The organism is Paraburkholderia sp. J41 (genome assembly GCF_905220235.1).
Classification (GTDB): domain Bacteria; phylum Pseudomonadota; class Gammaproteobacteria; order Burkholderiales; family Burkholderiaceae; genus Paraburkholderia.
The window spans coordinates 33,586-48,015 of sequence record NZ_CAJMZE010000014.1; the positions used below are offsets into that span (position 1 = coordinate 33,586).

The 14,430-nt window shown below is 67.2% G+C and carries 11 protein-coding genes; 7 read left to right on the forward strand and 4 right to left on the reverse strand.

The window, feature by feature from the left end; all coding sequences use genetic code 11:
- Window positions 1–15: 15 nt before the first annotated feature.
- The 3 genes from U5805_RS16405 to U5805_RS16415 all read left to right on the forward strand — a co-directional run bounded on the left by U5805_RS16405 (window position 16) and on the right by U5805_RS16415 (window position 2,723).
- Complete coding sequence (locus U5805_RS16405) at window positions 16–636, forward strand: DUF938 domain-containing protein (RefSeq protein WP_322104541.1); 621 nt, start codon at window positions 16–18, stop codon at window positions 634–636.
- Between the two features lie 128 nt (window positions 637–764).
- Window positions 765–2,174, forward strand: a complete 1,410-nt coding sequence (gene gndA / locus U5805_RS16410; protein ID WP_322104542.1) for an NADP-dependent phosphogluconate dehydrogenase — start codon at window positions 765–767, stop codon at window positions 2,172–2,174.
- A 222-nt stretch (window positions 2,175–2,396) separates the two neighbouring features.
- A complete protein-coding gene (locus tag U5805_RS16415; protein WP_322104543.1) occupies window positions 2,397–2,723 on the forward strand; it encodes a DUF4148 domain-containing protein in 327 nt (108 codons plus the stop codon).
- A 432-nt stretch (window positions 2,724–3,155) separates the two neighbouring features.
- Here U5805_RS16415 and U5805_RS16420 read toward each other — a convergent pair whose 3' ends face one another.
- Entirely contained in the window at window positions 3,156–3,974 is an 819-nt protein-coding gene (locus U5805_RS16420; protein WP_322104544.1) for a DUF2968 domain-containing protein, read from the reverse strand.
- Between the two features lie 129 nt (window positions 3,975–4,103).
- Window positions 4,104–4,424 carry a hypothetical protein gene (locus tag U5805_RS16425; protein ID WP_322104545.1) on the reverse strand — a complete coding sequence of 107 codons (321 nt, stop codon included), beginning with the start codon at window positions 4,422–4,424 and terminating at the stop codon, window positions 4,104–4,106.
- A 273-nt stretch (window positions 4,425–4,697) separates the two neighbouring features.
- On the opposite strand from U5805_RS16425, the gene U5805_RS16430 reads away from it, so the two are divergent.
- Both U5805_RS16430 and ltaE read left to right on the forward strand, forming a co-directional pair.
- Window positions 4,698–5,426, forward strand: coding sequence for a peptidoglycan DD-metalloendopeptidase family protein (locus U5805_RS16430; RefSeq protein ID WP_322104546.1), 729 nt, complete (start codon window positions 4,698–4,700; stop codon window positions 5,424–5,426).
- A 243-nt stretch (window positions 5,427–5,669) separates the two neighbouring features.
- A complete protein-coding gene (ltaE, locus tag U5805_RS16435) occupies window positions 5,670–6,674 on the forward strand; it encodes a low-specificity L-threonine aldolase (RefSeq protein WP_322104652.1) in 1,005 nt (334 codons plus the stop codon).
- Between the two features lie 145 nt (window positions 6,675–6,819).
- Here ltaE and U5805_RS16440 read toward each other — a convergent pair whose 3' ends face one another.
- Window positions 6,820–8,331: an MFS transporter gene (locus U5805_RS16440; RefSeq protein WP_415914616.1), complete on the reverse strand. Its 1,512-nt coding sequence runs from the start codon at window positions 8,329–8,331 to the stop codon at window positions 6,820–6,822.
- Between the two features lie 544 nt (window positions 8,332–8,875).
- Here U5805_RS16440 and U5805_RS16445 point away from each other — a divergent pair.
- Window positions 8,876–11,329 carry a glycogen/starch/alpha-glucan phosphorylase gene (locus U5805_RS16445; protein WP_322104548.1) on the forward strand — a complete coding sequence of 818 codons (2,454 nt, stop codon included), beginning with the start codon at window positions 8,876–8,878 and terminating at the stop codon, window positions 11,327–11,329.
- A gap of 57 nt (window positions 11,330–11,386) precedes the next feature.
- On the opposite strand, the gene U5805_RS16450 is transcribed toward U5805_RS16445, so the two are convergent.
- Complete coding sequence (locus U5805_RS16450) at window positions 11,387–11,812, reverse strand: DUF6232 family protein (protein ID WP_322104549.1); 426 nt, start codon at window positions 11,810–11,812, stop codon at window positions 11,387–11,389.
- 205 nt (window positions 11,813–12,017) lie between these two features.
- Between U5805_RS16450 and U5805_RS16455 the strand changes: the two genes are divergently transcribed.
- Window positions 12,018–14,390, forward strand: coding sequence for a GNAT family N-acetyltransferase (locus U5805_RS16455; protein ID WP_322104550.1), 2,373 nt, complete (start codon window positions 12,018–12,020; stop codon window positions 14,388–14,390).
- The last annotated feature ends 40 nt before the right edge of the window (window positions 14,391–14,430 follow it).

The window sequence follows — 14,430 nt, forward strand, 5'->3', positions numbered from 1 at the left end:
CACATTGAAGGACGCATGACTTCGCCTCTTGCCCAGCGCCTCACCGCGCCCGCCGCCGAGCGCAACGCCGCGCCGATTCTCGACGTGTTGCGCGAAGCCTTGCCCGCGAGCGGCACCGTGCTCGAAATCGCGAGCGGCACCGGCCAGCATGCCGTACACTTCGCGGCCGCGTTGCCCGGCATCGACTGGCAGCCGAGCGACGCCGACGCCCGCGCGCGCGAATCCATCTCCGCCTGGCGCGCGCACGCCGCGCTGCCCAACCTGCGCGAGCCGCTCGCGCTCGACGTGCGCAGCCAGCCTTGGCCCGTCGGCGCGCTCGACGCCGTGGTGTGCATCAACATGATCCACATCGCGCCGTGGGAGGCGGCCGTTGCGCTGATGCAAGGCGCGGGCGCGCACGTTGCGCAAGGCGGCGCGCTCGTGCTCTACGGGCCGTACCGGCGCGACGGCGCGCACACCGCGCCGAGCAACGCGGCATTCGACGCCGATTTGCGGGCGCGCGACGCGTCCTGGGGCGTGCGCGACATGGAAGCCGTCGAGGCGTTGGCGGCGGCGCAAGGATTCGCGTGCGAGTCGCGCGTGGCGATGCCGGCGAACAATTTCATGCTGGTGTTTCGAAAGCGCGCGAGCGCTTGACGCAAGCGCGTGCCGGTTTGCGCGGGCGCGCGACGCTGCGCGCCAAAGCGCAGCGCGCGGGCGTTTCCCTTATGCTTGCACGGTTGGCGCCCCGGCGGCGCCGTCATTGATTGAAGTGGAGAAACAACATGAGCAAACAGGCAATCGGCGTGGTGGGGCTGGCCGTGATGGGGCGCAACCTCGCGCTCAACATCGAAAGCCGCGGCCATGCGGTCTCGGTGTTCAACCGCAGCCGTGAAAAAACCGACGAGCTGATCGCCGAGTTCCCCGATCGCAAGCTCGTGCCGTCGTACACGCTCGAGGAATTCGTCGAGTCGCTCGAAAAGCCGCGCCGCATTCTGCTGATGGTGAAGGCGGGCGAAGGCACCGACGCGACCATCAATCAGCTCAAGCCGCTGCTGGAAAAGGGCGACATCCTGATCGACGGCGGCAACACGCATTTCACGGACACGATTCGCCGCAATCAGGATCTCGCGAAGTCGGGCCTGCACTTCATCGGCACGGGCGTGTCGGGCGGCGAGGAAGGCGCGCTCAAAGGGCCGTCCATCATGCCGGGCGGCCAGAAGGACGCCTACGATCTGGTCGCGCCGATCCTCACCGAGATCGCCGCGAAGGCGCCGGACGGCGAGCCGTGCGTCGCGTACATGGGCCCGGACGGCGCGGGCCACTACGTGAAGATGGTTCACAACGGCATCGAATACGGCGACATGCAATTGATCGCCGAAAGCTACGCGGTGCTCAAGCAGGTGCTCGGCCTCTCGAACGAGGAACTCGGCAAGGTGTACACCGAGTGGAATCAGGGCGAGCTGGACAGCTACCTGATCGAAATCACCTCGAAGATTTTCGGCAAGAAGGACGAGGAAACTGGCAAGGATCTCGTCGACGTGATTCTCGACCGCGCCGCGCAAAAGGGCACCGGCAAATGGACGAGCCAGAACGCGCTCGACCTGGGCGCGCCGCTGCCGCTCATCACCGAAGCCGTGTTCGCACGCGTGCTTTCCTCGCTCAAGACGCAGCGCGTGGCGGCCAGCAAGGTGCTCGCGGGTCCGCAGGCGAAGCCGTTCTCGGGCGACCGCAAGGCGTTTATCGAAGCGGTGCGCCGCGCGCTCTACTTATCGAAGGTGATTTCGTACGCGCAAGGCTTCGCGCAACTGCACGCGGCCTCGGACGAATACAAGTGGGATCTCCAGTACGGCACGATCGCCAGGATTTTCCGCGCGGGCTGCATCATCCGCGCGCGCTTCCTGCAAAAGATCACCGACGCCTACGCGAAGGAGCCGAAGCTCGACAACCTGCTGCTCGACCCTTACTTCCGTGACATCGCCGCGAATTATCAGGCGGCGTTGCGCGACGTGGTGAGCCAGGCGATCGCGGCGGGCGTGCCGGTGCCGGCGTTTTCCTCGGCGATCGCGTATTACGACGGCTATCGCTCGGAGCGCGTGCCGGCCAATCTCGTGCAGGCGCAGCGCGACTTCTTCGGGGCGCACACGTTCGAGCGCATCGACAAGCCGGGCAGCTTCCATGCGGAGTGGGCGTAAGTAAATCGAAGGAAATAGAAGGACGAAAGGCCGCACTGTCGTTGCGGTCTTTGTGGGTTAAAGAAAAGCGAGCCGCCCCGGCTCGCTTTTTTATTGCGGAAACTGCAACAGAGTTTTTTCTAATTAGGGTTTTCCCTAGGGCGATAAGCGGCCTACACTTGTCATTAATCGCTGACAGACACGGTGTCCCGAGGCGAAACAAAAACAGATGGAGGTCAGATCATGAACAAGCTCATTTCCGCAGTTGCCGTTGCCGCCGCGCTTGCCGTTCCCGCAATCTCGTTCGCCCAGTCGAGCGAGCAAGGCCTGACCCGCGCCGAAGTTCGCGCGCAGCTCGTCCAGCTCGAACGCGCGGGCTACAACCCGGCCGCCGATCACGTGAACTACCCGGAAGAACTCCAGGCCGCGCAAGCGCGCGTGAGCCAGGAGCAACTGGCCGCCGGCAATACCAGCGGCTACGGCGCGCCGGCAGCCGGTTCGTCGCAGTCGGGCGCGGCGGTTCAGCCGGCCAGCGTTCCGGTGCAGCAATCGGTGTATTTCGGCCATTAAGCCAGGCGGCCGCTTCCGGTCGGCAGGCATCAGCGTGAGCGCCGACGGTTCCGCTCCGGCGCTCGCGAAAAGCATCCCCTGTAGTTCAGTTGTCGTGTCGTAGTGAGTTGGTGCAGCGAGCAGTAGATGTCGAAGTCGATGTGGATGTGGCAGTACGGCATGCGCAGTGCCGCGTAGTTGTTGCAGAGAACAGAGAGCAGTGGTTGTGGTTGTAATCGCAGTGGCTGTCGATGGTTGTAGTGCGCAGTTGAAGTTGCAGCAGGCAGTCGATGTGTCGGCAGTAAGTGGTTGCAATAAGCGGTTGCAGTAAGCGTAGTGGGCTGTCGCAGTGAGAGGTGCAGCCGTAGCAACAAGCAGTGCAAGTGCGGGCCCGGTTCTCACCGGCCCGCACTTTTTTTTGGCGCGCGGTTTTGCAGCCTGAACGCGCCCGTGTCAGCGACCGTGCAGATGCGGCACGCTTTCGTTGGCCGCCACCTTGAGTTGGTGAATGGCGCGATGCGCCTTGTTCAACTGCGCCTGCGCGGCAATGCGCTGCGCTTCCAGTTGCGCCACGTCCTTTTTCACCTGATGCTGGCGGCCCGTGACCTCGTGTTCCTGGTCCGCTTCCCGTTGCAGGTCCACGCGCAGTCGTTCGGCCAGCGCTTCCGATTCCCCGATCATCCGCAGCAGTTCCGCGTTTTGCGCGACGAGCTGGAGCCGGCGCACCTCGCCGTCGCCCAGGCGCGTGGCTTGCTCTTGCAGCAAATGGAACGCGGAGCCGGCTGCGTCGATGTCGTTGGCTTTGAGCGCGCGCCAGAGCGCGTCTTTTTGATGCAACGCCACGAAAAACCCGAGCGAGTGTGCATGAAAGTACATCGTCACCAGATAGTCGAAGCAGCCATAGGTGCGAAACGTGGTGAGCTGGCCGCCGGCGGCCAGCGCCTGGAAGGCGGCGCCGTCGGCGATCTGCACCGGGCGGCCATTGAGGTGCGCGGGCATGACCGGCACGGCGTGAAGGGTGGAAACGGGGCGCGGTTCGAGCGAGGCAGGCGATGTGGATGGCGCGAGGTTCGCGTCGTCGTCGGCGGATTCGTCGCGCGCTTCGAAATCGACGATCGATTCGGTGCCGATAGGTGCGACGACCGACCCCGGCGCGCCGGCGGTGTCGCGTGGCGAAAATGCGTCGTGCGCGGCGGCGCCGCGAGCGACGGCCACGAGACGCGAGGCGCCGCTTATCTGCGCGGCGTGACGGCGGTTCAGCAAGGTTCTCACGGCGTTTCCCCCAAATTTGGCCGCCAGGTTCGAGGCGGCCCGTACGCGAAACCGCGCCGGGCCGTCATGAAAGCGGCAGATAACGTGGGGCGGGCAAGGCGCGCGGCGCGCCGTCCGCTCCGGGCTCGCCTAGTGCAGCAGACGAGGCCGGCGTGCGATGTCGTCGAAAAGCGCACGGCCGGGTTCGAGCGCGAAAAGCCAGGTTTCGTCATAGCCGCTCAAGGTATCGAGCGCTTCGCGCAGACGTTCGATCACCACGGCGGGAATTTCCACGGTCGCCTCCACGCCGCCGGAAAGCCGCGCGATGCTGGCGTGCTGGATCAGCTCGTCGGCGGCTTCGGCCACGTCGGCGGCGAACACGAGATGATTGTTCAACAATTCGACGAGGCCGGGCGACGTCGCAACGTCTTCGACGCTGAGTTGCAGGGAAAGGAAAGTAGCTTTGTTCATCCTCGGATTCCTCAGGGGCGTGGACGGTAGCGAGAGGCTTTCAATTTCATTATCGGGGCACGTGAAATTCAGTATAGGCGAGGCGTTGTGCGAGCGTAGGCGAGGCGAGCGCGGCGCCGAAAAAAGGCCATCGCGGCGTGGACGATATAATGGGGGACGTTCGCCAATTCCGGCTTCCTGCGGAGAGTGGCGCAAGCGAACGCCTGCGGCCCGCCGCGCATCCAACATGCGTACCTTTCAATACGCAGCGAGGACCAAGCGAGGACAAGCAAAATGAATCGACAACGGCGAAACCCCGGCACCTACGCGGCACTGGCCGCGCTCACGCTCGTTTGCAGCGCCTGTACCAGCACTTACACGCCCTGGTCGGATTCCACTCCGGCCGCGCCGGCCATGTCCACCACGGGCGTGCCGGCGGGCTACTACCGCGTCAACCCCGGCGACACGCTTTCGCGCATCGCCGCCGCGTATGGTCAGCGTCCGCAAGACCTCGCGAACTGGAACCAGTTGTCGAGCGCCAACGCACAGGTGCTGCCCGGCCAGGTGCTGCGCGTCGCGCCCCCGCCCAGCTACGGCGCGGCCACGCCGCCGATGCAGCCGCCTTCTTCGGCGCCCGCCGCGAACGGCGTCGCCATGCCCGCGCCGGTCGCCGGTTCCATCGCGCTCGCGTGGCCCGTGCGCGGCCCGATCCTGCAACGCTTCCAGGCCGGCAAGTCCACGGGCATCGTGATCGGCGGCCCCGCGGGCGAGCAGGTCAAGGCCGCCGCCGCGGGCCGGGTCGTGTACGCGGGCACCGGCATTGCCGCTTACGGTCCGCTCGTCATCATCAAGCACAACGATCAGACCGTGACCGCCTACGGCCACAACAGCAAACTGCTCGTGCAGGAAGACGAGGCCGTTTCGCAAGGCCAGCCCGTTGCCGAAATGGGCGACAGCGGCGTGCAGTTCGAAGTGCGCAGCGACGGCAAGCCCGTCGATCCGCTGCCGCTGCTGCCGCGCTAATCCACCCGCGCCACCTGCGTCACCCGCGCCGCGTAAGCTGCGCGAGCGGCGTCGTTTATCCATTCGGCCGGCGAGGCGCCCGCTTTTCGCGCACCTCGCCCGCGCCGGATCGGCCAAGCCGGTAATTCGTCCGGCATTGCGCAGTCCCTCGGTTTGAAAATACACTCGATGACTTACCGCAAACGCGGCGGCGCGAATACGTGCGTCGCGCGCCATCACGAGTTCAACGAGGACTTCACCGCAATGATCGACTTGCGCAGCGACACCGTTACCCGCCCGGGCGAAGCCATGCTCGCCGCCATGACCCGCGCCGAAACCGGCGACGACGTATGGGGCGACGATCCCACCGTGCTGCGCCTGCAAGCGCGCGTGGCGGAAGAAGCCGGCAAGGAAGCGGGGCTGTTCTTCCCGAGCGGCACGCAAAGCAACCTGGCCGCGTTGATGGCGCACTGCGCACGCGGCGACGAATACATCGTCGGCCAGTTGGCGCACACGTACAAATACGAAGGCGGTGGCGCGGCGGTGCTGGGCAGCATCCAGCCGCAGCCGCTCGACAACGCCGAAGACGGCTCGATCCCGCTCGAACGCATCGCCGCCGCGATCAAGCCGCTCGACGATCACTTCGCGCGCACGCGTTTGCTTGCGCTCGAAAACACCATCGGCGGCAAGGTGCTGTCGGCCGGTTATGTCGAAAAGGCGACGCAACTCGCGCACGAGCGCGGTCTTTCCACGCACCTCGACGGCGCGCGCGTGTTCAACGCGGCCGTCGCTTCGGGTCAGCCGCTCAGGGCGCTCGCCGCGAATTTCGACAGCGTGTCGATCTGCTTTTCGAAGGGGCTGGGCGCGCCGGTCGGTTCAGTGCTGGTCGGCAGCAAGGTGCTGATCGACATCGCACATCGCTGGCGCAAGGTGCTCGGCGGCGGCATGCGCCAGTCGGGCGTGCTCGCGGCCGCGTGCCTGTATGCGCTCGATCACAACGTCGCGCGTCTCGCCGACGACCACGAGAACGCCGCGCGCCTTGGCGCCGGTCTCGCGCAGATCGAGCAGGTGAAGGTGGCTTCGGTGGCGACCAACATGGTGTTCGCGCAATTCCCGCAGGAACATTGCGCGCCGCTCGAAGCGTATTTGAAGGAGCGCGGCATCCTCACGCAGATGCTCTATGCGTCGCGCTTCGTCACGCACCTGGACGTATCCGCCGCCGACATCGACACGTTCATTGCTGCCGTGAAAGGTTACTTCGCGCGCTAAAAGTCGGCACGCAAGGCGCAAGGCGCAAGACGCAAGACGCAAGCCGGCAGGGCGCGCGGGCATCGCGCGGCGCGCGCTTTCGTTCGCCTTTGCTCTTTCGCCCTCGTTCGCCTTTGCTCGCCTTGGCTTCGAGGCGCCGGCACCGTCACCCGCGCCGCACCGCCCGGTGCGAAGGCGCGAACAGCCGCAAGCCGCTCGCCACCGCGGCCACCCCCGCGAACGCGCCGCCCAGCGCGAGCGCAAGCGTCGGGCCGTGCGCGCCCGCAATCCCGAAGCACAACGCCACCAGCGCCGCGCCCGTGGTCTGGCCGAGCAGCCGCGAAACGGCGATGGTGCCGCTCGCGCCGCCGCTGCGTTCGGGCGGGGCGCTCGTCATGATCGCGCGCAGGTTGGGCGACTGGAAAAAGCCGAAGCCCGCGCCGCAGACCGTCATGCGGATCGTGATGTCGAGCACCGAAGGATGCGCGGGCAACAACGCGAGCGACGCCATGCCCGCCGAAAGGATCGCCAGCCCGATCGCGCCGAGCAAACCCGGCGGATAACGGTCGGAAAGCCGTCCGGCGATGGGCGCGGCCGCCGCCACGACCACGGGCCAGGGCGTCATCAAGAAGCCGGTTTCCACCTGGCTGCGCATCAGCACGGTTTCGAAATAAAACGGCAGCGAGACGAACGCGAGACCCTGGGCCGCGAACGAGCACACGGCCGTGAGCGACGAAAGCGCGAACACGGGCCGCTTGAAGAGATCGACGGGCAGCATGGGCGCGGGATGACCGGCTTCGCGACGCATCAGCAGAAAGCCGAACACCACCGTAACGGCGGCCGCGATGCCCACTTCGACGCCCGGCGCGCGCTGCGCCGCCTCGCCGAGCGCGAAGATCAGCGCCGCGAACGTGACGACGTTGAGTCCCGCCGCGACCGGATCGAAGGCGTGCTTGCCGCGCTCGGTATGCGGCAGCGCGGGCAGCGCGAACACGAACGCGATCACGCCGAGCGGCACATTGATCGCGAACAGCCACGGCCAGGTGCCGGCGGAAAGGATCAGCGAGGCCATGGTCGGCCCCACGGCAAACGAGACGCCCACGATGAGCGCGTTCATGCCGAGACCGCGCCCGAGCCGGTGCGGCGGGTAGAGGAAGCGGATCAGCGCCGTGTTGACGCTCATGATCGCGCTCGCGCCCACGCCTTGCAGCACGCGCGCGCCCGCGAGCGCGGTGAGCGTGGGCGAGACGGCGCACGCGAACGAAGCCACGATGAAGATCGCCAGGCCGGCGAGATAGATGCGCCGGTGGCCGATGATGTCGCCGAGCGCCGCCAGCGGCAGCAGCGTGGCGACCATGGCGAGCTGGTACGCGTTGATGATCCACACCGAGGCGGCGGGCGCCGCGTGCAGATCGGCGGCGATCGCGGGCAGGGCGGTGTTGGCGATGGCGGTGTCGAGCGTGGCGAGCGCGACCGTGAGCATGACGGCGGCCATCGCTCGGCGGTTTTTCGCGGACATCGGCGCGTCGCCGTGCTCGCTTTCGCGCGACGCGGAACAGGTTTCGGACAAGACAGGACCCGCAAGGTTGGAACGACGATGAAGCCGCCGCGCAGTGGCCGCGCGGGCGAACCTGGCAATTGTTACAGAGCCGGCCCGGTTTTGCAGGCCCGGCTTCATGACGTGAGGCGTTTGTAAGGCGCGCGCGGCGACGCTCGGAGCCGGTCGCCGCACGCACGCGCAACGGCTTCCCGTGCGGGCTCACATCGCAACTAACAGCCAATCCGCTGCGCGTTCGCGGAGCCGCCGCGGGCCGCACGGCAAGGCGCGCGCGAAGCGGCGCGCGGCGGGGCATCGCGCGAAGCACGCGCCGCGCGCCGTATCGCGGATGTAGCGCCGATGTAGCGTCCGATCGTCTGCCGCGTCGCCGCACGACAACTGAAAATGTCCTAATCTGACAACTAATCTGCGCTCGCCGGCGGGCGGAAACGGACTCGACGCGCCGCGGCGCCGGCGCGTCGACTTGCCGTTCGCCGACCTTCACCACGCGGCCTTCGAGTTGCATCGAGGCGGCGTCAAGGTGGCGGCGATGCGGTGCCGGTCTCGCGTAAAAGCGCGACATCGTCCTCGCGCGGCGCAGCCCCAGAACAACCGCGTGCTCCGCGTGAACGCCGTGCCTGTCATGCGCCGTTCGCGGGCGCTCTGCTTTTTCCGGGAGGCATTGATGACAGCCGTCGGTCTCGAATTCGACCAGTTGAAAAGCAGCGTCGAGGCGCTGCGCCGTTCCCTTTCCAATCGCCTGATGTATGGCGTCGGCAAGGACGCCGTCACCGCGCGTCCGCAAGACTGGCTGCACGCGGCGGCGCTCGCCGTGCGCGACCGGCTCGTCGAGCGCTGGATGATCACCACGCGCCGCCAGTACGATCAGGACGTCAAGCGCGTCTATTACCTGTCGATGGAATTTCTCATCGGCCGCACCTTCTCCAACGCGCTGATCGCGCTCGGCATTCACGACGAGATGAAGGAGGCGCTCGCGAGCGTCGGCGTCGACATGGACGCCGTGATCGACTACGAGCCGGACGCCGCGCTCGGCAACGGCGGCCTCGGCCGGCTGGCGGCGTGCTTTCTCGACTCCATGGCGACGCTCGGCATTCCCGGCTTCGGCTACGGCATTCGCTACGACTACGGCATGTTCCGCCAGCAGATCGCCAACGGCGAGCAGGTGGAGGCGCCCGATTACTGGCTGCGTTACGGCAATCCGTGGGAGTTTCCGCGGCCCGAGGTGCAGTATCCGGTGCATTTCGGCGGCCGCACGATCCAGCGCGACGGGCATTCGGAATGGGTCGACACGCAGCACGTCAACGCCATGGCGTACGACACCGTGATTCCCGGCTATGCCACGAGCGCGACCAACACGCTGCGCCTGTGGTCGGCGCGCGCGGACGAGGAACTCGATCTTTCCGCGTTCAATCAAGGCGATTACGAGCGCGCGGTGGAGCGGCGCAATCGCTCGGAAAACGTCTCGCGCCTGCTGTATCCCGACGACTCCACGATGGCCGGGCGCGAGCTGCGTTTGCGCCAGGAATACTTCTTCGTCTCCGCGACGATGCAGGATCTGATTCGCCGCTACCTGCGCACGCACAGCACGTTCGGCCGCTTCTCCGACAAGGTGGCGGTGCATCTGAACGATACGCATCCGGTGCTGGCGATTCCCGAGTTGATCCGCCTGCTCGTGGACGTGCATCACTTGCCGTGGGACGAAGCGATGGGCCACGTGCGCCGCGTGTTTTCGTACACGAATCACACGCTGATGCCCGAAGCGCTGGAAACCTGGGACGTCGAACTATTGGCGCGCCTGCTGCCGCGCCACCTCGAAATCATCTTCGACATCAATGCGGCGTTTCTGCGCGATGCGAGCGATCGCGGCGCGCACGATCTCGATCTGATTCGCCGCATCTCTCTCGTCGACGAATACGGCCAGCGCCGCGTGCGCATGGCGTATCTCGCGATCGTGGCGAGCCACAAGGTGAACGGCGTCTCGAAGCTGCATTCGCAACTGATGACGCGCCATATCTTCGCCGATTTCGCGCGGCTCTTTCCCGACCGCTTCACCAACGTTACGAACGGCATCACGCCGCGCCGCTGGCTCGCGCAGGCGAGCCCGCCGCTCGCGCGTCTCGTCGACGAAGCCATCGGGCCGCGCTGGCGCAGCGATCTGTTCGAACTGGGCGCGTTGCGCAAGCTGCGCGGCGACGCCGCGTTCGAAGCGGCGTTTCATGCGGCCAAGCGCGCCAACAAGGTTCACTTCGCGCAGCGCGTGCAGGAGCGTTCGGGCGTGATGTTCAACCCCGACGCGCTGTTCGACATGCAGGTCAAGCGCATTCACGAGTACAAGCGCCAGTTGCTCAACGTGCTGCACGTCATCACGCGCTACAACCGCATCGTGGAGTCGCCGGCGAGCGACTGGGTGCCGCGCGTGGTGCTGTTCGCGGGCAAGGCGGCGTCGGCTTATCGCATGGCGAAGATGATCATTCGCCTCATCAACGACGTGGCCGCGAAGATCAACGGCGACCCGGCGGTAGGCGACCGGCTGAAGGTGGTGTTCGTGCCGAACTATGGCGTGAGCGTGGCCGAGCTGATGATTCCGGCCGCCGATCTTTCGGAGCAGATTTCGACGGCGGGCACCGAGGCGTCGGGCACCGGCAACATGAAGCTCGCGCTCAACGGCGCGCTGACGATGGGCACGTTCGACGGCGCGAACATCGAGATTTGCGACGCCGTGGGACACGACAACATCTTCATTTTCGGCCACACGGCGGATCAGGTCGATCAACTGCGCGCCTCGGGCTATCGCCCGCGCCAGGTGTATGAAGAGAACCCGGAACTGCGCCGCGCGCTCGACCAGATCCGCACGGGCTTCTATTCGCCCGACGACCCGACGCGCTACTCGGACATCTTCCACACGCTCGTGGACTGGGGCGACCACTATCTCGTGCTGGCCGACTACTCGGCGTTCATCGCGGCGCAGGAAGCCGCCGACGAACGCTTCGTGAACGTGCCCGCGTGGACCGGCAGCGCCATCGAAAACGTCGCGGGCATGGGCCAGTTTTCGTCGGATCGCGCGATCGCCGAATATGCGCGCGACATCTGGCGCGTGAAGCCGATCGAGAACGAGTGAGCGCCGGGCGGCGCGCCCGGGTGCTCGGGGCGCGTTCGAACCGCGTTCGAACCGCGCTCAGGAGGCGGCGGAGCGCGACGTTCCGCCGTCGCCCGAAGCAACCGGCGCGGGCTGCGCGGCCTTGGCGGCGCGCACGGCCGCTTCCACGCGTTCGAGAAAGGCGCGGTCGCCGCTCGTGACGGCTTCGCGCGATTCGCCGCCCGTCACCACGTAGAGCCGATGGATGGCTTCCTGCCAGATCCACGCGAGCCAGCCCACCACCACCAGCATTACGCCGATTGCAAGACCGGGCGCCGAGCCGAACACCGCGCCCACGGCCGCGAGCGCCACGCCCGCGAGGCTGATGCCGACGGGCACGCCGCGATTGCGCCGGCCCGTTACCACGCGCACGTCGTCGATCTCGCGCAGCGGGAAAACCTGGCCCGCGGCCGAAAGCGCGCTGCGCGTGACCGAAACGGCGGCTTCGTTGAAAGGGAGTTCCATCGTTTGAAAAAGCGGCAAGGGGAAACGGTGCAGCGTACCAGATGCGCGCGCCGCCGCGCGCTTTCACGAGAGCGCGGCCGTTTTCGCCCATGCGTGCGACGCCATGCCGCCACGCCGCCGCGCAAGCGGCCAGGATGAAAAACGCGCAGCGCATGAGCGCTTGCCCTATGCTCTTTCGTGACGGTAAATCTCACGAGGGGTGCCTGTGACCGTACGCAATCTCGATGCCTTGTTCCAGCCGAAATCCGTCGCCGTGATCGGCGCGTCGCGGCGGCCCGGCAGCATCGGCAGCATGGTGTGGGAGCGCTTGATCGAAGGCGGCTTCGCAGGGCCGCTATGGGCGGTGAACCCGCATCACGCCGGCGGCCCGGCCGCGTTCGACGGGCGCCCCGTGCTCGCCGATGCGGGCGACTTGCCCGAAGCGCCCACCGTCGCGATCCTTTGCACGCGTCCTTCCACGTGGCCCGCGCTCGTGCATCGGCTGGGCGGCATGGGCACGCGCGCGGCGATCGTCGTGGGCGAAGTGCGCGACGAAGCCGATCGCACCGACCTGCGCCACGCGCTCGCGGCGGCGCGTCCGCATTTGCTGCGCATCGTCGGGCCGGGCAGCCTCGGCGCGCTGACGCCCGCGCTCAACGCGCAGCTCGGCGCGGCCGCGTCGATCGCGCGCAAGGGCGGCGTGGCATGGGTTTCGCAGTCCAACGCGCTCACGAACGCCGTGCTGCGCTGGGCGGGCGCGCGCGGCCTCGGCTTTTCGCACGTTATTGCGTTGGGCGGCGAATGCGATGTCGATGCCGGCGACGTGCTCGACTATCTCGCGAGCGATCCGTCCACGCGCGCGATTCTGCTCGAAGTGGACACGATCCGCGCGGCGCGCAAGTTCATGTCGGCGGCGCGCGCGGCGGCGCGCAACAAGCCCGTGCTCGCGCTGCGCAGCGGCCGCGACGACGCCGGCGACGCGCTCTACACGGCGGCGTTCCGGCGCGCGGGCCTCGTGCGCGTGGACACGCTCGACGACCTGCTCGACGAAATCGAAACGCTCGGCGTGGGCCGCGTGGCGGCGAGCGACACGGCCACGCTCATCACCAGCGACCGCGGCGTGGCCACGCTCGCGCGCGACGCGTTCACGAAGGCCGGCGACACGCTCGCGCACTGGAGCGACGAAGCGCTCGCCGCCGTCGAGGCGGCGCTGCCGCACGCGCAAGCCGGCAATCCGCTCGTGCTCGGCGACACCGCGAAGCCCGAGCATTTCGGCCTCGCGCTGCAAACGCTCGCGCCGCAGCGTTCGAGCGGCACCGCGTTCGTCGTTCACGCGCCCACGCACAGCGCGCCCGTGGAAGCGGTGGCGCGCACGCTCATCGAGCATCAGCGCTTTGCGTATCGCGGCATGCTGGCGTGCTTTTTCGGCGGCGTGGACGAGCCGACCCGCGACGCGCTGCACGCGCACGGCATTCCTGTTCACACCACGCCGCGCCGGCTGGCGCGCGCCTTTGCGCGTCTCGTCGACTACCGGCTCGGCCGCGAGTTGCTGATGCAGACGCCGGAAACCATGCCCGCGCAAGACGCGGCCGTGATCGAGGCGGCGCAGGGCGAGGCGCGCGCGGCGCTGGCGCAGGGAAGCGCGGAACTTGCGGGCGAAGCGGCGGCGCGGCTGCTCGCGCACTTCGGGTTGCATTGCGAACCGGAAGCGCCCGGCGCCGCGCCGGGCGTGAAACCGGTGGTGGACGTTGCCGTGGAGTTCCGCGACGACGACAACTTCGGCCCCGTGTTCCACTTCATCGCGCCTTCGCCGGACGGCATCTCGCCGCCGCTGCGCGTCTACAGCCTGCCGCCGCTCAATCCGGTGCTCTCGCGCGATATCGTGGCGCGCTCGCCGTATGCGCGTTTCGTCGCGCCCGAGCCCACGCTCGCGGCGCTCACGCAGCTTTCGCAAGCCGTGTGCGAAGTGCGCGAGATCGTCGGGTTGCATTTGACGCTGCGAGTGCTGCCCACGGCCACGTTCGTCGTCGCGCCGCACGTGCGGCTTGCGGGCAAGCGCAGCCGCTTCGCGATCATGCCGTATCCGCGTCGCCTCGAAGAAACGCTCGACTGGCATGGGCAACGCCTCACGATCCGGCCGATTCGCCCCGAAGACGAAGAACAGCACCGCCAGTTCGTCGAATCCATGACGCCCGACGATTTGCGTTTGCGGTTCTTTTCGGCGGTGCGCAGCTTCGACCACACGCAGCTCGCGCGCATGACGCAAATCGACTACGACCGCGAAATGGCATTCGTGGCAACGGTTCTCGACGACGACGGCAAGCCGCGCACGCTGGGCGTCGTGCGCGCGGTCGCGGACCCCGACAACGAAACCGCCGAATTCGCCGTGGCGATTCGCTCGAATCTGAAAGGGCGCGGTCTCGGGCATCTGCTGATGTCGCGCATCATCGACTACGCGCGCTCGCGCGGCACGCACTGGCTGCTCGGCGAGGCGCTGCGCGAGAATGCGCCGATGATCGCGCTTGCGCGCCACTGCGGCTTCACCGTGACGCCAACCGACGATCCCGGCGTGGTGGGTTTTCGCATGGCCCTGGAATGAGCGCGACGATCACGTAAAAAGGGCGCGCGGTTTTCGTCGA